This is a genomic window from Dyella acidisoli, assembly GCF_030160295.1.
Classification (GTDB): Bacteria; Pseudomonadota; Gammaproteobacteria; order Xanthomonadales; family Rhodanobacteraceae; genus Dyella_B; species Dyella_B acidisoli.
Window position 1 is genome coordinate 626,320 of record NZ_BSOB01000010.1, and the last position, 22,724, is coordinate 649,043.

21 protein-coding genes, 1 pseudogene and 1 riboswitch are annotated in these 22,724 nt (G+C 58.5%); of the genes and pseudogenes, 18 read left to right on the forward strand and 4 right to left on the reverse strand.

All coding sequences use genetic code 11. The features are described from left to right. Positions 1–198 precede the first annotated feature (198 nt). The 3 genes and pseudogenes from QQJ86_RS07885 to QQJ86_RS07895 form a co-directional block, all read right to left on the reverse strand. Positions 199–402 (reverse strand): annotated as a pseudogene (locus tag QQJ86_RS07885) (IS4 family transposase); the annotation flags it as partial. Positions 403–600: 198 nt separating this feature from the next. Continuing rightward, a complete protein-coding gene (locus QQJ86_RS07890; RefSeq protein WP_284320357.1) occupies positions 601–1,101 on the reverse strand; it encodes a hypothetical protein in 501 nt (166 codons plus the stop codon). 75 nt (positions 1,102–1,176) lie between these two features. Beyond that, positions 1,177–4,668, reverse strand: a complete 3,492-nt coding sequence (locus QQJ86_RS07895; protein WP_284320358.1) for a LysM peptidoglycan-binding domain-containing protein — start codon at positions 4,666–4,668, stop codon at positions 1,177–1,179. Here QQJ86_RS07895 and QQJ86_RS07900 point away from each other — a divergent pair. From QQJ86_RS07900 to metK, 17 genes are all read left to right on the forward strand, one after another. Next, positions 4,645–5,328, forward strand: coding sequence for a flagellar M-ring protein FliF C-terminal domain-containing protein (locus QQJ86_RS07900; protein WP_284320359.1), 684 nt, complete (start codon positions 4,645–4,647; stop codon positions 5,326–5,328). The genes QQJ86_RS07895 and QQJ86_RS07900 overlap by 24 nt on opposite strands. Then, entirely contained in the window at positions 5,315–5,803 is a 489-nt protein-coding gene (locus QQJ86_RS07905) for a hypothetical protein (RefSeq protein WP_284320360.1), read from the forward strand. The genes QQJ86_RS07900 and QQJ86_RS07905 overlap by 14 nt, the downstream gene beginning before the upstream one ends. Next, positions 5,767–6,486, forward strand: coding sequence for a FliH/SctL family protein (locus QQJ86_RS07910; RefSeq protein WP_284320361.1), 720 nt, complete (start codon positions 5,767–5,769; stop codon positions 6,484–6,486). Before QQJ86_RS07905 ends, QQJ86_RS07910 begins: the two co-directional genes overlap by 37 nt. After that, positions 6,479–7,795, forward strand: coding sequence for a FliI/YscN family ATPase (locus QQJ86_RS07915; RefSeq protein ID WP_284320362.1), 1,317 nt, complete (start codon positions 6,479–6,481; stop codon positions 7,793–7,795). The genes QQJ86_RS07910 and QQJ86_RS07915 overlap by 8 nt, the downstream gene beginning before the upstream one ends. Before the next feature lie 20 nt (positions 7,796–7,815). After that, on the forward strand, positions 7,816–8,244 hold the full coding sequence (locus QQJ86_RS07920; RefSeq protein WP_284320363.1) for a hypothetical protein: 429 nt from the start codon (positions 7,816–7,818) through the stop codon (positions 8,242–8,244). Further along, positions 8,241–8,924: a hypothetical protein gene (locus QQJ86_RS07925; protein WP_284320364.1), complete on the forward strand. Its 684-nt coding sequence runs from the start codon at positions 8,241–8,243 to the stop codon at positions 8,922–8,924. The genes QQJ86_RS07920 and QQJ86_RS07925 overlap by 4 nt, the downstream gene beginning before the upstream one ends. Beyond that, positions 8,914–9,321, forward strand: coding sequence for a flagellar hook assembly protein FlgD (locus QQJ86_RS07930; RefSeq protein WP_284320365.1), 408 nt, complete (start codon positions 8,914–8,916; stop codon positions 9,319–9,321). Before QQJ86_RS07925 ends, QQJ86_RS07930 begins: the two co-directional genes overlap by 11 nt. A gap of 9 nt (positions 9,322–9,330) precedes the next feature. Further along, positions 9,331–10,527: a flagellar hook protein FlgE gene (locus QQJ86_RS07935; protein ID WP_284320366.1), complete on the forward strand. Its 1,197-nt coding sequence runs from the start codon at positions 9,331–9,333 to the stop codon at positions 10,525–10,527. Beyond that, on the forward strand, positions 10,524–11,330 hold the full coding sequence (locus QQJ86_RS07940) for a FliM/FliN family flagellar motor switch protein (RefSeq protein ID WP_284320367.1): 807 nt from the start codon (positions 10,524–10,526) through the stop codon (positions 11,328–11,330). Before QQJ86_RS07935 ends, QQJ86_RS07940 begins: the two co-directional genes overlap by 4 nt. Before the next feature lie 14 nt (positions 11,331–11,344). After that, entirely contained in the window at positions 11,345–11,656 is a 312-nt protein-coding gene (locus tag QQJ86_RS07945; RefSeq protein WP_284320368.1) for a FliM/FliN family flagellar motor switch protein, read from the forward strand. Further along, positions 11,656–12,012, forward strand: a complete 357-nt coding sequence (locus tag QQJ86_RS07950) for a flagellar biosynthetic protein FliO (RefSeq protein ID WP_284320369.1) — start codon at positions 11,656–11,658, stop codon at positions 12,010–12,012. The genes QQJ86_RS07945 and QQJ86_RS07950 overlap by 1 nt, the downstream gene beginning before the upstream one ends. Beyond that, a complete protein-coding gene (gene fliP / locus QQJ86_RS07955; RefSeq protein ID WP_284320370.1) occupies positions 12,009–12,794 on the forward strand; it encodes a flagellar type III secretion system pore protein FliP in 786 nt (261 codons plus the stop codon). The genes QQJ86_RS07950 and fliP overlap by 4 nt, the downstream gene beginning before the upstream one ends. Then, positions 12,791–13,558 carry a sigma-70 family RNA polymerase sigma factor gene (locus tag QQJ86_RS07960; RefSeq protein ID WP_284320371.1) on the forward strand — a complete coding sequence of 256 codons (768 nt, stop codon included), beginning with the start codon at positions 12,791–12,793 and terminating at the stop codon, positions 13,556–13,558. Before fliP ends, QQJ86_RS07960 begins: the two co-directional genes overlap by 4 nt. 3 nt (positions 13,559–13,561) lie before the next feature. Beyond that, on the forward strand, positions 13,562–14,134 hold the full coding sequence (locus QQJ86_RS07965) for a tetratricopeptide repeat protein (RefSeq protein ID WP_284320372.1): 573 nt from the start codon (positions 13,562–13,564) through the stop codon (positions 14,132–14,134). A 116-nt stretch (positions 14,135–14,250) separates the two neighbouring features. Next, the gene (locus tag QQJ86_RS07970) at positions 14,251–15,081 is read left to right on the forward strand and encodes a class I SAM-dependent methyltransferase (protein WP_284320373.1); all 831 of its coding nucleotides are present in this window, start codon (positions 14,251–14,253) and stop codon (positions 15,079–15,081) included. A 54-nt stretch (positions 15,082–15,135) separates the two neighbouring features. Then, positions 15,136–15,349: riboswitch (cobalamin riboswitch) on the forward strand. Positions 15,350–15,552: 203 nt separating this feature from the next. Further along, entirely contained in the window at positions 15,553–17,832 is a 2,280-nt protein-coding gene (gene metE, locus QQJ86_RS07975; protein WP_284320374.1) for a 5-methyltetrahydropteroyltriglutamate--homocysteine S-methyltransferase, read from the forward strand. Between the two features lie 307 nt (positions 17,833–18,139). Beyond that, complete coding sequence (metK, locus tag QQJ86_RS07980; RefSeq protein WP_284320375.1) at positions 18,140–19,339, forward strand: methionine adenosyltransferase; 1,200 nt, start codon at positions 18,140–18,142, stop codon at positions 19,337–19,339. A gap of 123 nt (positions 19,340–19,462) precedes the next feature. Here metK and QQJ86_RS07985 read toward each other — a convergent pair whose 3' ends face one another. Next, a complete protein-coding gene (locus QQJ86_RS07985; RefSeq protein WP_284320376.1) occupies positions 19,463–20,548 on the reverse strand; it encodes a D-alanyl-D-alanine carboxypeptidase family protein in 1,086 nt (361 codons plus the stop codon). A gap of 266 nt (positions 20,549–20,814) precedes the next feature. On the opposite strand from QQJ86_RS07985, the gene QQJ86_RS07990 reads away from it, so the two are divergent. Beyond that, on the forward strand, positions 20,815–22,695 hold the full coding sequence (locus QQJ86_RS07990; protein ID WP_284320377.1) for an ATP-binding cassette domain-containing protein: 1,881 nt from the start codon (positions 20,815–20,817) through the stop codon (positions 22,693–22,695). The last annotated feature ends 29 nt before the right edge of the window (positions 22,696–22,724 follow it).

The following is a 22,724-nucleotide window of genomic DNA, read 5'->3' on the forward strand; positions in this document are numbered from 1 at the left end:
AGTTGCCGCTTTTGCCGGTGTAGCCGTCGAAGGTGCGGTTGCCGTTGGCGTCGTATTCGTAATAGCCGCGCGTGCCGTTCTCGGTATCGACCATGTCGCGCAGCAAGCCGTTGTTGTAATAGCTGGGCAAGCGGGGTCGTGGGTAGTTAAGCCACTTTAACTACTCACGGTCCCTTTTGGCGGTTACTGTCCCTTTTGGCGGTTACTCAACAGTCGATCAAATGCTTTAAGTGGGGCTTTGACGCGTTCGGCATCGGGCCAAGAGCGTGCGACATCCATCAATGTCAGGCGCCGCCCTCGTAGCAGCGCTTCAACGGAACGCACTAATACATGGTTTCGCAACGCATGCATTGCACCTAACGACCTGGACATACACTTCTGCAATACTCGACTCGCGCGCATGGGCGGCACTCTTTATTGTGCTTGGTCGCCTTGAAGAATGCGCCATGCGCGCACTCTTACGCCACTCGGTACCGCTGTAAGTCGTTGATTGATCCACTAGAAACGTGGGGAAACCTCAGGGTCGTGGGTAGTTAAGCCACTTTAACTACTCACGGTCCCTTTTGGGAGTCCCTTTTGGGAGCATTCGTCAGTAGCCAGTCAATTTACAAGACCTTTTGATGCCTTGAATCTAAGGCCAAGATAAAGCACTAAAAAAAACAAAATAGATATTAATGACCCAAATTTATTTCTATCTATTACAAAAGAAAAAATCGAAGCAAAATAAATAATTCCTTCAAATATAATTTCCTTCCAATTACACACATTAACATTTTTCACATAAACATTCATTCGCCTAAATGCCCTATATGAAATTAGAATAGAAGGAATTATAAAAATAATAAATAATCCCATACCACCATTTTCAAAACTTCTAGAATTAGTCGAATGATATGGCCAAAATTTTTTATAAATTGAACTTAGATCAAAAATCCAATGATCAACAAAGGCATAAATTGAGGCGAAGACAGGAAGCAATCCAAACAACATAAAACCCATTGCCTGATATTTTCTTGAATCTTCATCACCCGATCTCGGCATGCGTGCGCATGCTAAAAATAAACAATCTAAAGCTTCCAATTTAAATCCTAATTTATTCATTTCTTATCCCCTTGCGACGTATAAGATCACAATGGAGACCTCGCACCCTTTGCAAAGGATACGAGGCCCCACCAATCAAGGAAGCTTAGGCATGTATTTTGACTGACGTCCAAACTGAATCAAATCATACATGCCGGCTGCTTGCTCGTGAGTAAGACCTGAACTCTCCCTTTGAATCTTTTGTATTCCAAATTCTCGATTATCCGACCCCGTTGCCCACACTGCGCGCCATCCATTGATATATTTGCCAGCATTTCCTCCGAACGCAGGAGTGTAGTGGTAGCTCTGGGCTGACGTGTCCAAAATTGTCCAATCAGCTCCTAGCAACGCGCCGGGAAGTCCAAATTTGGAAAGGCCAAAAGACACCCCTCCCGTTACGGCAAAATGCCCTATATCCCCTCCATCAACAGGCTTATCTTGGTTCAAGAGCGAAAAACCCTCGATACCAGGAGCTGCAAACGAAGACCACAGACCAAACATCTTCATAGCAGGCACTGCCTTGCTCAAATTAACTCCAAAGGTTTTTGTCAAAGGACTACTTGCTATCCGTCCTGCGTCTGTATATAGCTCAATCACCGTCGGTATCGCGTTAATTCCCTTCCCTCCACCAGCAACCAGCAAAGAATCATAGATCGCTGGTCTAGCCAGGCTTACCCCAAAATTAAATCCCTTTTCACCTAGCGCCTGCACACCGGCAAATGTAGTCCCGGCAGCAGTATTTCCAGCGCCCAGCCAGTCGTACAGCCCAAGGTTTTGCAAAGAGGCGTTGCCGATGTGAGGCTGCGGCTCATCAACGCCCCTACCCCAAGTTGCAAAACCATTAGAAGGTGCGCTCAAGTCGGATGCAGGCAATACATCACCTCGCACACCTGACAACGACACCTGTGAAGATGACCGGCTATAGGTCACAGCATCTCCCCTCACCCCTGCAAACGACGTATAGGTTGTCTGCGCACTTCCCGTCACTCCATCAAAAGGAGAACTCAGCACCACCGGCCCAATATCCGCAAACGTCAACTTATACGGATCAACCTCCAACGGCTGCGCCTCGAACGCAATCGGACTGACGATATCCCGAGCTGAGATCGCGATATTCGGCAACGCATCGCCGCTTCGGACAATCGCCGCCGCACTGAGTTTGCTCGCACTGCTTTGCTGACTCGACGCCTTCGACCTATCCGCAATACTCCCCGCAATGCTATTGCCAAGGGTCTGCCCTGCTGCGCTGTAGAGCAGGTTGTCCAGATTGCGCGACACGCTTTGGCCCGTCGCCGCGGTATAGGCCACGTTGCCAGCCAGGTTGCTGCTGTAATCGCGTGCCAGTTGGAATCCGCCGTTGTTGGTCACGCTTTTCGGCAGTTGGGTATCGACGACTTTGTTGAGACCGTAACTCACACCTGCGGCTACCGCACTGGCAGCGATGTTCTTCCAGCTGAAGCTTTGCAAGCCCGTGACGCTGCCCAGCACGTTGTTGGCGGCGCCAGCTGTAGCGCCGCGCGCCACGGCACCGAAGAAGTTACCGCTGTCGCGTGCCACTTCAGCGGCCGCGCCGCCCGGGGTCGTGGCGCTGCCGATGGCTCCCGCGCCGAAGGCTGACGCCGTGCCGTAGGTGACGCCGGCGCTCAACGCGTTGATGGCCACGCCTTTCCAGTTAAAGCCGTTTTGCGCGCCACCGGCGATCAGCACACCTTGGCTGGCAATAGAGCCGACCGCGCCGCCGATGGCGCCACCGACGACACCCGCGGCAATACTGGCTGCCGTGGCGCCGAGTCCTGCCCCTGCGAAGGCGGGGGCAAGCGCGGTGATGGCAGCACCGGCGGTCACGGCGGTCGCCACCACGGCCACCACGATGGCGATGATCTGCAACGCACCACCACACCCACCGCCCTTGGGCTGCGGCGGTGGCGGCGCATCCGGAATTGTCGGATTGGTATTGCCAATCGCCTTACCCGCGTCATACGGCTTAAACGTGCTTGAGTTGTTGTGGATGTTCGTCACCTTGTTCGGCACGGTCAGCACCGTGTTCGCGATCAAGGGTTCGTTGAGGCTTAGGCCATTCGCATCGGCCAGCAGCCACCACAAGCTGCTGTCACCCCACAGCGCTTGCGCAATGGACGTGAGCGTGTCACCGGCATGCACGATGTAGCTGCCCGGTGCGGCCGTCGGATACAGGCTGTTGATCGGGGTGTAGTTGCTGTCGAAGTCCGCGCCCGCTACGGGACGAAAGCGCTTGTGGCTGGCATCGCTGTTGTCGAAGTTGCGTTGCGCCAGTTCCTGGGCATAGTCGATGCGCTCGACGCCGTCGTTGCCGACGTTGCCGATCTGGCGATCGTCCAGGTAGTAGTAGGCGTGCCAGCGGTTGCTGGTGGCGTTATCGATCTTGCCGGTTTGTTCGTTATACGTACCCAGCAGTTCGTCGCGCTGCAGGATTCTTCCTTCACCATCGGTTTGGTACGCAAACCCTCGTCCGCCTTCGACGTCGTAGGCGGCCTTGATGCGTCCGAAGCTGTCGTACTCGAACGCACTCAGGCCCGGTGCCCAGCCCTTCACGTCCTGGTTGCTGGCTTGCACCTTGATCGTGCTTTGCTTGGCGCTGTCGAACCACACGTAGTCGTAGGTGGTGGTGATGTACGTATGAGGGCTGCTGCCGTCGTTCTTGCTGTCGTAGTCGGCGTACGTGCTGCTGACGGTGCCGTCGGCTAATCGATGCGTGGTGGTCGTGGTGATGGTGTAGCGCGGCGCGATGTTGCCGTTGTCGTCCTTGGCGTTGATGTCCCAGGCGATGACTTTGTCTTGCAGCAGCAGGCTGTCGTTGTCCCAGGTGTGCCAGACCTCTTGCGTGACGAAGCGGTTGGCGTCGTATTCGATGTAGTGGATGACGCGGCCGGCCAAGTCGTTTTCACGCACGGCGATGCCCATCAGGCTGCCGTCCTGGTTCTTGAGTGTGGTGGTGGTGAGGTAGCCCTGCGCGTCGTAGGCGTAGCTTTCGGTATGGCCATCGTACGCGTAGGTGGCGATCACGCGTTCGCCGAAGGTGTTGTAGGCGATGCTGACACCGTCGCCGCTGGTGCCTTGGTACACGTAGGTGCTGGTGTCCGTCGCACTCGATCCACGGCCATTGCTGAGCACGCCCATCGTCGTGGTGAAGCGGTTCATCGCGTCGTAGGCGTACCAGTAGTCCTGCACCTGGTTGGGTTGGCCGAAGGCGTCGTTGTAGGTCGACACCATGTGGATGCGGTTACCCACGGCGTCGTATTCGTACACGATGTTGTAGCGGGGGTCGGTGACCTTCACCAGGCGGTTGAGTGCGTCGTATTCGGCCACGCTTTGCTGGAACGCCCAGTTGCCGCTCTTGCCGGTGTAGCCGTCGAAGGTGCGGTTGCCGTTGGCGTCGTATTCGTAGTAACCGCGGGTACCGTTTTCGGTATCGACCATGTCGCGCAGCAGGCCGTTGTTGTAGTAGCTGTAGAAGGTGTTGCCCTGCTGCTTGAGCAGGCCGTTGTAGGTGTACAGGTAATCGGTGACGCGCCCGGCGATGTCGGTGTGCTGGGTGGTTTGGCCGAACACGGTATCAATTTCGACCAAGTCAGCCTTACCCGCGAATCCGATACAGCGCCGTCGTCCGATGCGAATGTGGCTGCGGTCATCCCGCCGCTTCCGACCAACGAGAAGCCAGGTCGCAAGATCAGTCTTCCGCCCTTGCCACCCAGTGGCCTGCCGTCGGCTGCGCAAAAGAAAACGCAGCGCACGCTTGAACAGGTCGTTTCCGCGCCCGGGTCCGTCAAACGTCTTTCGGTCGGTATTGTGTTAGACCGTGCACCGACCGCAGACGAATCCAAATCACTGCAAGCACTGGTCGCCGCTACGATCGGCATGGATGCCACCCGCGGCGACGTGTGCACGATCGCCGTTCGCGCCGATCAGCCTGCAGTAGCAAAGGTGCCTGCCCAACGCCAATCCTTACCGTCGGACAATGCAGCCGCTCCACCCGCAGCTCAATCAGCAAGCGCGCCTGCTGCAATGTCTATCTCCCACAGCACGGCAGCGCCCCTGTGGGTATTGATTGCAGCGCTGCTATGCGGTGGCGTCGGTATCGGCTTGCTTCTCCGCGTGGTTTGGCCAGGACGAAAGCAACCCGCGCGCCTCACCGAGGATGAGCGCAAAGCGCTGGCGAATCGATTGCAGTTGCTGCTTAGCGAACCGGAGCGAACCCATGCTCGATCCTAAGCAGGAGCGCGAGCTTCGTCGCGCGGTGGTCCAGCTCGATCGGTGTGGCATCGAGGACATCGAATGGATCTGGTCCACACTCAGCGACGACCAGCGTCGTCGTCTGAAGCCTTTGCTGGCCGCAGCTGGAACCCGCTGGAAAGCCTTGCTAGACGACGCCAGTGTGGCGCCGTTGCCGGATGCCGCAGAGGCGGACCAACAACGCATGGCTGCGCTTATCGAACGCCTGCCGATCGAAATCGGCAAGCGCGTGCTTGCCTGCATGGGTGATACGCAACGACATGCGATGGTCGAACGGCTGTCTCCCGCCAAGTCGATCGCCGCCAAGCTGCCTGACGCATCCCGATGGATGACCGAACGTACGCAACGCTCGCTGCAGGTGGCAGCCAGTGCTTGCGCAAAGAGCATGCCGCTGTTGCACCAACGGAAAAAATCCGCGTGGCCGCGCTTCATGCAATGGATGGCACGCCGATGAATGGCCTGGTGAAAGCCAACACAGTCGTCGTGACGCGCGAGCGCTACCAGACTGCGTTATCGTCCTCCGATTCGACGATGCACCGCCTTGATGCCTCAAGCGAAGTGCGCGAAATGGATGCATTGCGAGCACGCGTGGCCGACTTGGAACGACAGCTCGAAGACCTGTCGGGGACTCATGCCCGCCAGGAAACCGAAGCCTACGAACGCGGCGTCAGAGAGGGCGAGCAAGCGGCAGTTAAAACCATCCAGAAAGATCACAACGAACACATCGGTCTGCTCAAGCATGGCATCGAGCGCGCAGTGGCTCGCTTCGACGAAACGCTGGATGCCCTAATGCCGCTATCCCTCGATGTCGCCGAATCAGCATTGTCGTGCGTCATTGACCGACCCTCGCACTACGCGCATTTGATCACGCAGACCGTCGAGCGACAGCTGCGTTATCTGGCGGCGGATACCGTACTGTCCATCGATGTGTCGTCCCACGATTTCCCTGCAAGCGCTGCTCTTGAAAATGGCCTTGCCGGCATACAGTCCCGCCACGGCTTGACCGTTACTGCAAAAGCCACGGCAGATGCCGGCACCTGCATCCTCCATCTGACGCTGGGACGAATCGACGCCAGCCTGACAACGCAACGGCAGCGCTTGGCGGCCATCTTCACCGAGTTGCGCAACGATGATTGATTCCGCCGTCTATCACTCGCGCTACATCCGTGCTTTCAGCGGCGCCGATACGGTTGCACGGCTCGGCACCGTCACACGCATCATGCCCACCTACATCGAAGCCGATGGCCCGGGTGTTGCGCTGGGTTCGTTTTGCATAGCCGGCAACGTGATGGCCGAGGTGGTCAAGGCGGAGCGTGGCCGGGTGACGCTGGCACCCTATGCACCGGTAGCCTCGCTATGCGTGGGCGACAGGGTCGAAGCTGTTCGCATAGGCACCGACGTTTCGGTCGGCCCCCATCTGCTGGGACGTGTCGTCGACCCGCTCGGCGCGCCCGTTGACGGCGGGCGCCCTATGCCGACGACAGGCGACCGTTGGCCGCTCGCAGGCATGGATACCGCCGCGCTCGATCGCGTTACGCCGACACAGCCGTTGGAAACAGGGTGTCGCGCCATCGACAGCTTGCTGACGCTGGGCATCGGACAGCGCGTCGGCATTTTTGCGGGAAGCGGTGTCGGGAAGACAACGCTATTAGGAGGGCTCGCCCGGCATATCAAAGCCGATATCTGCATCCTCTGCCTGGTGGGGGAACGTGGTCGCGAGGCGGATGAGTTTTGGCGTCATGCGTTGAATGACGAAACGCGGAAGCGATCGGTGATGGTGGTGGCCACATCCGATCGGCCCGCTGTCATGCGTGCCCGCAGCGTGCCCTTGGCGCTCGCCTATGCGGAATATTTCCGCGCGCAAGGCAAACATGTATTGCTGCTGATCGATTCGGTGACACGCTATGCACTAGCTTTGCGCGAAATCGGCCTGGCTGCGGGCGAACCGCCAACTCTTCGTGCTTATACGCCGAGCGTGTTCGCGGCATTGCCGAAAATCGTCGAGCGGTGCGGCGCTCTGCGCCAAGGCGGCGCCAGCACGGCCATCATGACCGTCCTGACGGAGACGGATGATATCGACGACCCAATGGCGGAAACGCTCCGCGCCCTGCTCGATGGACACATCGTGTTGACGCGCGCCATGGCCGAGCAAGGTCACTTTCCCGCCATCGATGTACCACGCAGCGTCAGCCGAGTCCTTCGACAAGTCACGACGCTCAATGAAAGGACGTTGGCAACGGAGGCAGTCGGACAACTGTCGCTATACGACGCCTCTCGCACGTTGGTCGAATCGGGCCTGTATGTCGCCGGCAGCAACCCAGCGCTAGACCTCGCGCTGAAGACCCGTCCGGCATTGATACAGTTCCTGAAGCAGGACGTCAGCCTCTCGACATCGCGTGCGCAGGCGCTGACCGATCTGGCGGAACTGCTTGGTGAAACTGCATGAGCAGATCATCACAGCGCCGCATGGCGCAGGACATCATGAAGCTTCGCGAGCTGCAGTGGGAACAGGCCCGCAGCCTTGCTCTTCGCGCGCACGCCGAAGCGATTCGCGGCGACGAAGACGCCCAGAACGCGCAAGAGGCCGCGCTTTCGTGCACCGAGCGCACCAGGCACGCATTGACTACCACCGGCGTTCTGTCTCCGCAGCTGATGGCTAGCTGGACCCGAACCACCGAACTTGCGCAAGGTCATTTGCGCCTTTGCCGCCAGAAGGCGTCGAGCGCGCATGCCGAATTGGAAGAGCAGATGAAAGCACTGCACCGGACGCAGGAACAACTGGATGCAGCCGAACGGCTCGCAAAGCGGTTCAAGCGTGCTGAGGACAGACATATCGAGGAGAAGCGATTGAGTGCGCTGGAAGACAGGCTACTTGCGCGCGGTGTGCAACCATGAAAATTCTCAACGCCACCGCAAGTACGTCGGAAGCTCATGGTCGTTACACCGCATCGAACGATGGCACGAACTTCCAGCAACTTATGCAAGGCATGGAAAAGGACATGTGGCCGGGAGCACGCCCTGGACCAAACCCCGTGTCCGTCCGGTCTGATCAGAAAGGCATGGGCAGTTCTTCAGCGACAGCTCCTTTCATAGGATTGAAGCCCGATCTCGCTGCTAACACCTTCCCTCCAGGTTTCGAGCCAGCTCAGCAACAACCGCGCTACCTGCCTGTTATGCATGCGCCCGATGCCACACGCGATGTCATTCCGCCATACGTAGCGATGCACGATAGCGAACATGAAACGTTGCAGGACCTGTTCCAAGCAATGCCTTCATGCCTGATGCGCATGAATGATCTCGCTGAGGACAAGTCAGCTGATCTCTCCAATCGTCAGAGCGTCCCTTGCTCCGCTCGCGAAACGTCGGAGACGAAAGAGCCATATCGATTGACCGTTCTGAACCAAGCGAATGCACCCGCCATCGTCGTGCGCTACCCCGGCGATAACGAAGCCATTCAACGTCTCCGGCGCACCGTGCAGGAAGCGCTGGATCGACTCGGCATCGTACAGGCGTCATTGATCATCAATGGAACTGAATATCCCGCGCGGATGAAAGGAATCCAATATGGCCACTAATCCCATAAGCGCTGCTTCCGCGGCCAATGCCGGCGCCGGTGCGCTGGGCCTGGATATGCAGTCTTTGCTGCAGATCATTTTGACCCAGCTGACATACCAGGACCCACTCAAACCCGTGGACAACTTCGAGTTCGTCTCGCAACTCGCGCAGTTCACCACGCTCGAACAAACCAGGCAGCTGACTGACAAGATCGACAGCCTGCTGCAGGTGCAGTCGGCCACGCAGACACTGGGGCTGCTCGGTCGAACCGTCGACGTGACCACTAATACGTCGGCCGTCAGCGGCGTCGTGAAAAGCATTTCGTTCGAAGGCGATCAGCCTGAATTGGTCATCGCAACACCCAACGGCGATTTCCTAACCAACGCCACCGTGTCCCAGATCAAGCAAGTTCGCTAGGAGCAGATCATGCTGGAAAGCATCTATATCGGAATGAGCGGTTTGACGGCCTATTCCAAAGGCTTGCAAACCATCAGCAATAACGTAGCCAATATGAATACGCCCGGCTTCAAGGCGACCACGCCGCGGTTTGCCGACCTGTTCTACGGCCAAGAATTCGCGCCAGGCCAAGCGGGAACGACGTCGACCACGTACTTCGGCACCGGTGTGGAATATGGCTATGCGTCGATCGACTTCAGCCAGGGCGAAATTCGCCAAAGCGACGGCGATCTGGATCTTGCCATTCAGGGCAACGGCTTCCTCACCCTGCTCGATGGACAAAAGGCTCAATACGCGCGCACGGGACAATTCGTGGTGGGCGATGACGGTTATCTGGTCGACAAAGTCACCGGTCTGCGTCTGGCCATGCTCAATTCTGCAGGAAAGCCTGAGGCGATCTCCCTCACTGACAAGACTATAAATCCGCCGGTAGCCACCACACTGGTGCAGTTCTCCGACAACCTCTCCTCAAGTGCTACCGACTTTTCCATTCCCAATGTCGTTGTGTACGACGGCAACGGTGATCAGCACACACTGACGATCAACTTCAAGCCCGACAACAAGATCTTCCCGGGCCGCTGGGCCGTGACGGTGACCGACGAAAACGGAAGCGTCGTCCAACAGAGCGCCTTGCAATTTTTGGGCGGCATCCCGGAACCAGGCATGGACAGGATTGATGTCACCATGACGCCCACCGGTGGTGCGCCATTCACCTTTACGTTGGACTTCTCGAGCGGCGTGACCGGCTTTTCGTCCGGCTCAGTGTCCACGCTAAAGGTTGCCAGTGTGGATGGCTATGGCGCCGGCATCTTGTCTTCGCTTTATGTCGATGCCGACGGCGTACTGAATGTCGGCTATTCCAACGGGCAAAAACTTGAACTTGGCTCCGTTGCGCTGGCGAGCTTTACCGATACGCAACTGCTCACCCAGCAAGGCAATGGCCTATTCGACGCTTCACGCGCCTCGGCACCGCAATACACCACCAGCCGCGGCCCGGGTGTCGGACAGCTGATCTCTGGAGCGGTGGAAGCATCCAACGTCGATCTGTCGACCGAGTTTGGCCGGCTCATCCTTATCCAGCGCGGCTTTCAGGCTTCGTCCCAAGTGATCAGCACGGCCAATGAAATGATCATGCAGTTGTTCCAAATGCGGGGACAACAGGGATGAAGCCTGTCGGGAAACCTTGGCGGCCGACGTCTCCCTCGGATCTGCGCAGGATTCAAGGCACCCTGGCACGCGTCGTCGAGGCGTGGCTCCGCGATTGGATCGTGGCGCCGGACCCGGCAACTGTCCGGATATCGTTGATCAACGGGACGTTTCCCCCTTCACCGTCCTCCGATGCTATCCGTTGGTCGCTCGGTGCATCGGTACGTCTAGCAGCTCCGTGGCGCGCATGGGACGTGCTGCTGCGAAAAATACTCGTGATGGACGCCGATATGCCCGCCTTTGCCGGCAATACCGTCGATGCGTTGCTCGAACCACTCCGCACGGAGCTGCAAGACGATCTGCTTCTGCGGCTGAGCGAGGCGCTGATGCTGGAATCCGCAGTACCCATGACAGCTAGCCAAGAACCCGACATGGCAACCGAGGTTCAGCTGACCTGCATGCTTGATGATGCGCTGCCACTTTTCGATATGCACTTCGCCGCACCATGGCGCTGGCTTGCACGAGAAGGCACGCAGCAAACCACATCCAATCATCCGCCCTTGCTCAAACGCGGCGAATCCCTCGCCGACACGCGCCTGAAGATCGCCGCCGTGCTTGGCCACTGCGAGATGTCCGCCGCCGACCTTGGCGGCCTGACGGTTGGCGACGTCATCACTACGCGCCAGCTGTTGAACGAACCGCTCGACCTGGCGATGTTGAACGCGGATGGCACACTGGGACAAATTTTCGCTTGCGGCCGGCCTGTCCATAGGCATGGAAAAGCAAGCCTGCAAATTACTTCTATCAAGGATATTTCCCAATGACTTCACAAGGAAGCGTGAAACAAATCAGCGTCATGCCCGTCGATCTACCCGAACACGTCGAACAAGCTCCAGACAAAAATTCCCCCTTGCCTTCGCGCGCACTGCTGGACGACATCAAGGTACGCGTCGACGTCAGCCTTGGCACAGCCGAGATGACAGTGAAGCAGCTCATGTCGATCCAAAACGGATCGATCGTCGAGCTTGAGCAACAGCTTCATCAGGAGACTCACGTGCTTCTGAACGGTAAAGTTATTGCGCGAGGCGAAATCGTTGCGGTGAACGAGCATTTTGGCATTCGCATCACGCACGTTCTGGATGCGCAGTAATGCTGATCGACCCCATGCGCGCCGCAGCCGATTTCGCTCCCAACGTGGTTGCCGCCCACGGCGGGATTGATGTCTTCAGAGTCGTCCTGGCGCTTTGTTTCTGTCTTGCACTCGGCATCGCGGCGGCGCTCTTGCTGAAGGCCCGATTCCGGCCGCACGCGAGTCGGCTCACGCGCGATCTGCACGTGGTGCAGTCGACGCGTATCGATTCGCGCACTTCCGTCCATCTCGTCCGATGCGCGGGTCGCGACGTGCTCATCGCATGCGGCCCGGCGGGCGTCGCGATGAGCCAATGGCCTAGCGACAGCACACCGCCCACAGAAGACAAGAGCATTACGCAGGACACGTCCCCATGAAGAAGGAGCTTATTCGCCACCTCGCCATGCTTCTCGTTGGGGTCCTCTTAACAGCAGTCAGCGTGCACGTCATGGCAGAAGCACCTGCCGGAGCCACGCTTGGCGCTTCGCCATCACTTGCTAACGCGTCTTTCAGCCAGACGTTTGGAGCAGGAACAACATCTGAAGCCATTCGTATCGCCACGCTGTTGACCATTCTCAGTATCGGCCCGGCGTTGATCGTTTCGATGACGGCCTTCATCCGTATTGTGATCGTGCTTTCGATGATCCGCCACGCGTTCGGCATGCCGGAAACACCACCGACTCCCGTGTTGATCAGCCTGGCGCTTTTCCTCACCGTGTTCGCCATGCTCCCGACCCTGGAAAAAGTGAACAGCGACGCATTGCAGCCTTTTATGAAAGGAAGCTTGACCGTGGAGCAGGCCCTGGACCGTGGCGCATCACCCATGCGCGACTTCATGCTGAAACAGGTTCGCCAGAATGAGCTCAAACTGATGTACGACATGTCGCACAAGCCGCCTCCCGCGTCGACGGATGACGTAAGCCTTCTTCAACTCACCCCTGCCTTCATCCTCAACGAGCTACGCATCGCCTTCCAGATCGGGTTCGTGATCTTGCTGCCATTTCTTCTGATCGATCTGGTGGTGTCGAGCGTTCTTCTCTCGCTAGGCATGTTGATGGTTCCGCCTGCGACGATCTCGCTGCCCCTTAAAGTGCTGATGTTCGTACTGGTCGACGGATGGGGCTTGATCCTACAAGGCGTATTGCAAAGCTTTAGATGAGTGGTCAGCCGCTTCTCCCTGCCACAACACACGCTGCTGGGAGCGCCGACAAAGCCGAACTGGATACGCACTGGCTGTCCTTGCAATCCAGTGCGGATAGCGGCGCGCGCGAGACCATCTTTCAGCACTATCTTCCTTACGCGAAACGCATCGCCTCCCGAATCTATGCGACGCATGGTCGAGACGGCATCGACTACAACGACTTCGTACAACTTGCCTGTGTAGGGTTGCTGGAGTCGATCGATCGCTTCGATCCACAGCGCGGCATTTCTTTCAAGACCTACTGCACGCCGAGAATACGCGGCGCCATCCTGAATGGCATCGACAAATTTGGCGATGCACGCGAGCAGATGTCTTTCAGCAAGCGTGTACGACGAGAGCGACTGGAGTCTCTAACCGACGCGGAGTCGGAAGACTCGCAATTTACCTATCTCTCCTCGCTCGCCACAGGATTGGCCATTGGCTTCATGCTGGACGGCACGGGCATGTACTTCTCCGACAAAGACTCCCCCAGTCCATACGGAAACAGCTATGAAAACGCCGCATGGGAACAGGCGCGTCTTGCGCTTCGGCGTGCCGTCGCGACGTTACCGGAAAAGGCGTCGAAGGTTATCCGTTATCACTATTTCGACCTGCTCTCTTTCGAACAGATCGCCAGCCTTCTTGGCCTGAGCAGAGGACGCGTCTCGCAGATTCATCGCGCGAGCCTCGAGGAACTCAAGAAGGTACTGCAACCGTCCCATTCCACAACTGTCACCGGGTAAATCATGAACAACGCCTCTCGTTGCGATTCGGCCGTCATCGACCACATCACCTTATTGATGCAGACCTCAGACGAAGAAGCGTTGACCGCTATCGACGACGCAATGACTCAATCGCCCTCGGATGCACGCCTGCATTTGCTGCGCGGTGCCATGCTTGCCCACCAAGCCCGATACGATGAGGCAATCACGGCATTGAGCCGCGCTGTGGTTTTGAATCCCACTCTGCACATGGCTCGCTTCATGCTCGGTTATCTGGAAATAGTCGGGAATCGGCCCACCGAGGCCATCGCCATTTTTAGTCCTCTCACCGCCGACCACGGTGATGAGGCGATTCGCCTGTTTGCCACGGGACTGGTGAATCTGCTTGAAAATCGCCTGACGCTGGCGGCCAAAAATCTTCAGGCAGGCCTTGACCTATCGCCTGCCAGCCATCCGCTTGGAGGCTACGTCCACTCTGTACTGGAGGGCATAAAGGAAACGCTTGGCAGACGGAATGATGCGTCGCAGACAGCTCCAACGATCGAGCCAGGCGCAAACCATTTTTTATTGGCGGACTACCTTCATCGATCGCACTGAGCGGCCTTAGAGGAAAACCTGGACAACTCAAGTTACCCAGCAACTGGGTATCGGAGTAACGTAGGAGTCAAGACTGATACTCGCTTCATAGTCCAATCAATGCTGGACACCTCGGCATGAACAGCATCGCCACCGGCGACTTCCCGTATATCCACGGCTTCTCCGAAGATGAGCAGTCCCGACTGATGCGGCAGGCCCGCATGTTTGAGAGCACGTTGTTCAGTCACATCGATTACGGCGCTGCAACGCGCTTGCTGGAAGTTGGCTGCGGAGTTGGCGCACAGACAGAAATTTTGTTGCGGCGCTTTCCGGAGTTGCACGTTACCGGCATCGATCGATCGCCCGCTCAATTGGCGGCGGCCGAACGCAACTTGGCTGCCAAAGTTTGGTGCGAAGCGCGCTATGCGTTGCGGCAGGCTGATGCAGCTGACCTGCCTTTTAACGATCGCAGCTTCGACGCAGCCTATCTGTGCTGGGTGCTGGAACACATGCCCAGTCCCGCGCGCGTGCTCAGCGAGGTGCGCCGCGTACTCAGCCCCGGTGCGGTGATCTATGTCACTGAGGTGTTGAATTCCTCGTTCTTCCTCGATCCCTACTCGCCCAACCTGCTGCGCTACTGGATGGCGTTCAACGATCACCAATATGACAGCGGCGGCGATCCGTTCATTGGAGCCAAGCTCGGCAATCTTCTGTTGGCGGGTGGCTATCGTGATGTGCAGACGGAAGTGAAGAACGTGCACTTGGATAACCGCCAGCCCGGACGCCGCAAGCAAATGATCGAGTTCTGGCAGGAAGTGCTGCTCTCCGCTGCTGAGCAACTCATGGCCAGTGGCAAAACCGACGTCGCCACGGTGGATGGTATGCGCGACGAACTGCAAGCAGTACGCAACGATCCCAACGCAGTGTTCTTCTTCGCCTTCGTACAGGCGCGCGCAACGGTCTACTGAACCACCGCACCCGGCATCGCCACTCGCAGGTTTGACGGCCGCGATGCCCAGGCGCTATCGTTCGCCCGCCGAGGTCTTTATCTCTTTATGCGAATAGAGAGATGAAATTAAAAGGGAAGCCGGTGTGAATCCGGCGCTGCCCCGCAGCGGTATGTGGAAACGATCTTCGCCATCAGCACTGGGTGTATGCCCGGGAAGCGGCGAACAGTAGGCGGCACGATGTGCCTTGTCCACGAGCCCGAAGACCTGCCCCGGCCGAAGCCCACCGTTCGCAACGGCGTGCTTCGTACGACCTGGGATCTCCGCGGGGAGAATCCGGTACCGCGTCACGATATCGACGCGGCGCCCGCCTGCCCGCAGTCAACTCAGTTCGCCCGCGGGGGCGAAGGTCGACGGCGCGCGCCACGGGCCCAACCGCAGCTCACGCCTGCCTTCGTTCCTCTTTGCCATGCACCGCAATGAGGAATACACATGACACACACGACTTACCTTGGTTTTCCGCGCATTGGCCGTCGCCGTGAGTTGAAGCGCGCACTGGAAAATTACTGGCGCGACGGCGACGCCACTCCCCTGCTGGATACGGCACGCGATCTACGTCAGCGACATTGGCAGCTGGCGAGCGCGGCAGGCATGCAAACTGTCGCCGTCAATGACTTCTCGCTCTACGACCAGGTGCTCGACACCGCCGTGCTGTTCGATGCCGTGCCCGATCGCTATCGCCCTCTGCTGCACAAGGACCCGCTGGCCGGCTACTTTGCGATGGCACGCGGCAACGCCGAATTGCACGCGCTGGAGATGACCAAGTGGTTCGATACCAACTACCACTACATCGTTCCGGAACTGCACGCTGGACAACGTTTTCAACTTACCGCCAATAAGCCGCTCAACGAATGGCTGGAAGCCCGTGCGCTGGGATTGAATGCGCGCCCTGTGTTGCTCGGGCCGGTTTCATTTTTGCGCTTGTCCAAAACAGTCGATGGCAGCGATCCACTCAACCTTCTGGACGCACTTATTCCGGCGTACGCCGAACTGCTAAAGCAGCTGGCGCAAGCGGGCGTTCCCTGGGTCCAGTTGGATGAACCTTGCCTGGTGCAGGATCTGGATCTCGCGAGCCGACACGCGTGCACCGTCGCATACAACACCCTGGCGACCAGCCCCTTGCCCAAACGATTGTTGACGACTTACTTCGGCGGCTTGGGCGACAATCTTGCACTTGCGACTGACCTTCCCGTCGACGGACTGCATGTCGACCTGGTGCGCGCGCCGGAGCAACTGGACTCCATCTTGTCCGCGCTGCCTCGCCATTGCGTGCTGAGTGCCGGTGTCGTCGACGGGCGCGCTATCTGGCGCAGCGATCCACGGCGCGTCTTGCCACTGCTGGAGAAGATAGCGGCATCGCGCGGAACCGAGCGCCTGTGGCTGGCACCATCCTGTTCGCTGCTGCACATTCCGCTCGATGCTGCGCAGGAAACGTCCTTACCGCCCACACTGCGAAGCTGGCTCGCTTTCGCGAAACAGAAGCTTGAAGAGCTTCGCCTCTATGCCGATGCACTGAACGGCAGCGATTCTGCCAAACAAGCATTGGTCGAACAGACCTTCCTATTGGCGACACGCAAACACGAACCCGGCGTGCATCGAAACGATGTTCGTAACCGAGTTCACACATTGAGTGCACAAGCCATGCAGCGGCGTTCAAGCCTCAAACATCGCCTGCAAGTCCAGGCCGATGCGCTGGCACTGCCGCCGCTGCCCACCACCACCATTGGCTCATTCCCGCAAACCGATGCGCTGCGTAGTGCGCGCGCCGAGCACCGAGCGGGACGCATCGACGAAAACACCTACGAAACTGTGTTACGCGAGGAAATCGAGCGTGTCATTCGTTTCCAGGAACGCATCGGCCTCGATGTGCTGGTGCATGGCGAGCCCGAGCGGAACGACATGGTGGAATACTTCGGCGAACAGCTCGACGGCTTCGCTTTCACGCGACACGGTTGGGTTCAAAGCTACGGCTCACGCTGCGTGAAACCTCCCATTATCTGGGGCGATGTATCACGCCCTCACCCCATGACCGTGCGCTGGTCACGCTATGCGCAATCACTCACCGACAAGCCCGTCAAAGGCATGTTGACCGGTCCGGTGACGGTGCTGCAGTGGTCGTTCGTGCGTGATGATCTGCCGCGAGAACAGGTTTGCCTGCAATTGGCGCTCGCGCTGAGAGACGAGGTGCACGATCTGGAAACCGCGGGCATCCGCGTCATCCAGATCGACGAACCCGCGCTGCGCGAAGGCCTGCCGATTCGCCACGCAGAACACGCCGCCTATCTCGACTGGGCCGTCCGCTGCTTCCGCATTGCCGCGAGCGGCATCCGCGACACGACGCAGATCCACACGCACATGTGTTACAGCGAATTCAACGACATTATCGAAGCTGTCGCTGCGCTTGATGCCGACGTGATCTCCATCGAAAGCAGCCGTTCTCGCATGGAGCTGCTGCGGGCGTTTGAGGATTTTCGCTATCCGGGCAGCATCGGCCCAGGCGTGTACGACATTCACTCGCCACGCGTGCCCTCACAGGAGGAAATGGTCGAACTGCTGGAACGGGCCCTGACCGTGCTCGAACCTGGGCAGCTGTGGGTCAATCCCGACTGTGGCCTCAAGACGCGCGGCTGGAAGGAAGTGGAGCCCACCTTGATTGCAATGGTGAATGCGGCGAAAGCCCTGCGCGCTGCGTTGGCCGAGAGCGAGGCTTGAGTCGTTCATAGGCTGGGATGACAATCCAAGCTCCTTTTTTGGCTTCTTGATGCTGGGATTTTCATCCCGGCCTACGCGGTTCCCGAAGAGGTGCGGGCGAACGCCCGCACCTCACAAAGCTTTCCCGTCGCTTTCCATCCACCTCATTTGGCCGTCTATTTGCCGCCCCACGTCTGCCGCCGCCTGAACCCCTGCCGCCCCGTCACATAGCTATGCCAGACTGGGCAGTGAAACCCGCCCGCAGTGCGTGTATCATGCGCAATTCCCCTTTCCATCTCTTTATCCGTAAAGAAGGATATAAGCCACGATGAGCAACTACCTCTTCACCTCCGAATCGGTCTCCGAAGGCCATCCGGACAAAGTCGCTGACCAGATCTCTGACGCCGTGCTAGACGCGATCCTCGCCCAGGATCAGCGCGCCCGCGTGGCCTGCGAAACCATGGTGAAGACCGGCGTGGCGATCGTCGCCGGCGAAATCACCACCAGCGCCTGGATCGACCTGGAAGCGCTGACCCGCAAGGTGATCGTGGACATCGGCTACGACTCCAGCGAGGTCGGTTTCGACGGCGAGACCTGCGGCGTGCTGAACCTGATCGGCAAGCAGTCGCCGGACATCAACCAGGGTGTGGACCGCAAGAAGCCCGAAGAACAGGGCGCCGGCGACCAGGGCCTGATGTTCGGCTACGCCACCAACGAAACCAAAGATTTCATGCCGGCGGCGATCTACTACTCGCACCGCCTGGTGGAACAGCAGGCCAAGGTCCGCAAGAAGAAGAACTCCCCGCTGCCCTGGCTGCGTCCGGACGCCAAGAGTCAGGTCACCCTGCGCTATGAAAACGGCGAAGCCACCGCGATCGACGCCGTCGTGCTGTCCACCCAGCACGATCCGAGCGTGAAGCAGAAGGATCTGGTCGAAGCCGTGCGCGAGCACATCCTGAAGCCCGTGCTGCCGACCAAGTTGCTGCACAAGGGCACCAAGTTCCACATCAACCCAACTGGCAAGTTCGTGATCGGTGGCCCGGTGGGCGACTGCGGTCTGACCGGCCGCAAGATCATCGTCGACACCTACGGCGGCTGGGCCCGTCACGGTGGCGGCGCGTTCTCGGGTAAGGATCCGTCCAAGGTGGACCGTTCGGCCGCTTACGCCGCGCGCTACGTGGCCAAGAACATCGTAGCCGCCGGCATCGCCGACCGCTGCGAAGTGCAGGTGAGCTACGCCATCGGCGTGGCCGAACCCACCTCGATCTCGGTCACCACCTTCGGCACCGGCAAGATCGCCGACGATAAGATCGAGAAGCTGATCCGCAAGCACTTCGACCTGCGTCCGTACGGCATCATCAAGATGCTGGACTTGATCCACCCGATGTACCAACAGACCGCCAGCTACGGCCACTTCGGCCGCACGCCGTACGAAGTGAAGGGTCCGGATGGCAAGACCTACACGGCGTTCTCCTGGGAGAAGACCGACAAGGCTGAGGCGCTGCGCGAAGACGCCAAGCTCAAGTAAGCACGGCGCCCTATGCTCCAAACAAAAACCCCGCGGCATGCCGCGGGGTTTTTTCATAGGGGCTTTTTATAAGGCTGCGTGCGATGCCAACATCACATTCTCGACGCCGCTTGACGGCGCGAATCAGTCTTTCTTGTCAGCTGACGAAGCCAGCAGCACCTTCTTGTGCTTGCGGTGCGAAAGATGGGTCGTGGATTTGGAATGGGACTTGGCCACTCGGGGGCAATTCGTACCGCGATGCGGTGTGCAACCGCGGCTGCGGTGATGCGCCGGGGCCGTTTCGTCTGCCTCTGCCGTGTCGATCGGCGAGAGTGCGGCCAGTACACGGCGGGTAGTGCTGCGCACGCCGGCCTGGGCGACCACAGCGTCCGGCGTCGGCTGGTTGTCGAAGCCGTCGTCGAGCAAGCGAGTCATCAAGTTGTCGCGTGAGGAGGCGGAACGGCCGCCCAGCACCACTGCAAACAAGCGACGTCCATCGTGCACCGCGGTGGATGCCAGGTTGAAACCCGAAGCGTCCGTGAAACCCGTCTTCAAGCCATCCATACCCGGATAGCGATCCATCAAGTTGTTGTGCCCGCGAATCAGCTGGCCACGGAACACGAATTCCTTGGTCGAGAAATAGTGCGCGTACTGAGGGAAGTCGCGGTACAGCGCCATGGCGAGCTTGGCCATGTCACGCGCTGTGGATGTGTTGTTCGGGTCGGGCAGGCCACTGGCATTGGCAAAATGCGTGGCGCTCATGCCAAGCAAAGCGGCCTGGGCCGTCATCATCTCGGCGAAATGCCCCTCGTTATCGCCCAGGCCTTCTGCGATGACGCTGGCGGCATCGTTGGCGGACTTGGTCACCATGCCGAGGATGCAATCGTTCACCGAGATAGTTTGACCGGCGCGCAGGCCCAGCTTGGTCGGCGCACGGGACGCATCCCAACTGGAAACCGGCAGTTCCTGATCCACCTTCAGCTTGCCGTTCTGCAGCGCCTGAAAGGTAAGGTAGAGCGTCATCATCTTGGTGAGCGAGGCGGGGTAGTTCTGCTCGTCCGCATTGACGGCGCTGAGCACTTCACCGGTCGCCGGGTCGATCACGATGGCTGCATAGCCTGCATGCGCAGCACCGGCAAAGCCAATAAGACCGCACAAAAACAGCGCAGCGAACAAGCTCCACAGCCGGTTCCGCAACCGCAATGGCTGATTGAATTGGATGTTCGCCACGGCCTTTCACTCCCAGCACCGCGGACCTACCCCCGCGTTGCGCAACCTTAATGCATGGCGATGGTGATTGCCAGAGGAAACACTTTAATCGGCCACGTTAAGTACATGTTTTTTCAAATTTTACCGACCTCCGCGCCGTAAAATTTCGTTAAACGTGCGTGACGATCGGTTCAGTGCTTTATCGACATTTGGCGCCTGCTTCTTTAAGGCAACCTTTCAGTCGAACAGGACAAGGAAAGCAAAGAGCGAGCCAGTAGAATGGCGCCATGCCTCTTATCCAACTCCAGCGTGTCGACTTCAGCGTCGGCGGCCCCCTTCTGCTCGAACACGTCGACCTAGCCATCGACGCCAACGAGCGCGTGTGCATCGTCGGTCGCAACGGCGAAGGCAAGTCCACTCTCATGAAATTGATCGCCGGGGAATTGCAGCCCGACGACGGTGAAGTGCGTGTGCAAAGCGGTGTGGTTGTTGCGCGCATGGCGCAAGAAGTGCCGCAAGATACGTCAGGCAGCGTGTTCGACGTGGTCGCGGATGGACTGGGTGATCTCGGCCACCTGCTTGCGCGCTATCACCATCTGCTCGCCGAAGGTCAGCTCGACGAACTCGGCGAAGTGCAAAACCAAATTGAAGCGCGGCATGGTTGGGATCTGGATCGCCGCGTCACTGACGTTCTGACGAAACTTGAGCTTCCTGCCGAAACCGATTTCGCTGCGCTGTCTGGCGGCATGAAGCGTCGTGTCTTGCTTGCACAAGCCTTGGTGCGCAAGCCGGATGTGCTGCTGTTGGACGAACCGACCAACCACTTGGATATCGAAGCCATCGGCTGGCTTGAAGGCTTTCTCAAGCAGTTCGACGGCAGCATCGTCTTCGTCACGCATGACCGTAGTTTTCTGCGTACGCTCGCTACGCGTATCGTCGAAATCGATCGTGGCCAGCTCACCAGTTGGCCAGGCGATTACGACAATTACCTGCGCCGCCGCGAAGAACGACTGCATGCCGAAGCGCAAGCGAATGCGCTATTCGACAAGAAACTCGCGCAAGAAGAAGTATGGATTCGCCAGGGCATCAAGGCGCGCCGCACCCGCAACGAAGGTCGCGTGCGTGCGTTGAAAGCGCTACGCCGCGAACGCTCGGAACGGCGCGAACTCGGTGGCGCCGCGAAAATGTCGCTGGCCAACGCACAGGCCTCTGGCAAAAAAGTCATCGAACTCGAACGCGTGCATCAAGCTTATGGTGGACGCGTGCTGATCGACGAACTCAACACCGCGATCATGCGCGGCGACCGCGTCGGCATCATCGGTCCGAATGGTGCGGGCAAGAGCACGCTGCTGAAAATCCTGCTTGGCGACCTGAAACCGCAACGCGGTGAGGTCAATCTGGGAACCGGATTGGAGATCGCCTACTTCGATCAGCATCGCGCACAGCTCAACGACACGCTAAACGCGCTGGACAACGTCGCGGAAGGCCGCGAATACATCGAGCTCAACGGGCAGCGCAAACACATCATCGGTTATCTGCAGGATTTTCTTTTTTCGCCCGAACGCGCCCGCGCACCCATCACGCGACTTTCTGGCGGCGAACGTAATCGCCTGCTGTTGGCCAAGCTGTTCGCGCAGCCATCTAATTTACTGGTCATGGACGAACCAACCAATGATCTCGACGTGGAAACACTCGAGCTGTTGGAAGAACTGCTTACCGAGTACAAAGGCACGCTTCTGCTCGTTTCACATGATCGCGAATTTCTCGACAACGTGGTCTCCAGCACGCTGGTGCTGGAAGGCGACGGCAAGGTAGGCGAATACGTGGGCGGCTACAGCGATTGGCTGCGGCAGAAGCCGGTAGATCGCGCTTCCGCTGAAGCGCCTTCGCCCACGTCAAAGCCAACCAAGGCTGAGACACCCACGATTGCAACGAGCAGCGAAAAACCCAAGCGCAAACTCAGCTACAAGGATGCGCGCGAACTGGAACAATTGCCTGCACGCATCGAGCAATTAGAAGTCGAGATCGCAAAGCGCGCCGAAGCAATGAACGATCCTTCGTTCTATCAGCAGGACAACTCGTCGATTCAGAAGGCGAATGACGCGCTCGCAAAAGCACAGGCGGAGCTGGAATTGGCCTATGCGCGATGGGCGGAGTTGGAAGGCTAGCCGCAGATTGGGGTGCAAACCCCAACATC

Coding starts and splice junctions, on each gene's coding strand:
- QQJ86_RS07890 (WP_284320357.1), bottom strand. CDS start 1,101: ATGAATAAATTAGGATTTAAATTGGAAGCTTTAGATTGTTTATTTTTA.
- QQJ86_RS07905 (WP_284320360.1), top strand. CDS start 5,315: ATGCTCGATCCTAAGCAGGAGCGCGAGCTTCGTCGCGCGGTGGTCCAG.
- QQJ86_RS07915 (WP_284320362.1), top strand. CDS start 6,479: ATGATTGATTCCGCCGTCTATCACTCGCGCTACATCCGTGCTTTCAGC.
- QQJ86_RS07920 (WP_284320363.1), top strand. CDS start 7,816: ATGGCGCAGGACATCATGAAGCTTCGCGAGCTGCAGTGGGAACAGGCC.
- QQJ86_RS07925 (WP_284320364.1), top strand. CDS start 8,241: ATGAAAATTCTCAACGCCACCGCAAGTACGTCGGAAGCTCATGGTCGT.
- QQJ86_RS07930 (WP_284320365.1), top strand. CDS start 8,914: ATGGCCACTAATCCCATAAGCGCTGCTTCCGCGGCCAATGCCGGCGCC.
- QQJ86_RS07935 (WP_284320366.1), top strand. CDS start 9,331: ATGCTGGAAAGCATCTATATCGGAATGAGCGGTTTGACGGCCTATTCC.
- QQJ86_RS07940 (WP_284320367.1), top strand. CDS start 10,524: ATGAAGCCTGTCGGGAAACCTTGGCGGCCGACGTCTCCCTCGGATCTG.
- QQJ86_RS07950 (WP_284320369.1), top strand. CDS start 11,656: ATGCTGATCGACCCCATGCGCGCCGCAGCCGATTTCGCTCCCAACGTG.
- fliP (WP_284320370.1), top strand. CDS start 12,009: ATGAAGAAGGAGCTTATTCGCCACCTCGCCATGCTTCTCGTTGGGGTC.
- QQJ86_RS07960 (WP_284320371.1), top strand. CDS start 12,791: ATGAGTGGTCAGCCGCTTCTCCCTGCCACAACACACGCTGCTGGGAGC.
- QQJ86_RS07965 (WP_284320372.1), top strand. CDS start 13,562: ATGAACAACGCCTCTCGTTGCGATTCGGCCGTCATCGACCACATCACC.
- QQJ86_RS07970 (WP_284320373.1), top strand. CDS start 14,251: ATGAACAGCATCGCCACCGGCGACTTCCCGTATATCCACGGCTTCTCC.
- metE (WP_284320374.1), top strand. CDS start 15,553: ATGACACACACGACTTACCTTGGTTTTCCGCGCATTGGCCGTCGCCGT.
- metK (WP_284320375.1), top strand. CDS start 18,140: ATGAGCAACTACCTCTTCACCTCCGAATCGGTCTCCGAAGGCCATCCG.
- QQJ86_RS07990 (WP_284320377.1), top strand. CDS start 20,815: ATGCCTCTTATCCAACTCCAGCGTGTCGACTTCAGCGTCGGCGGCCCC.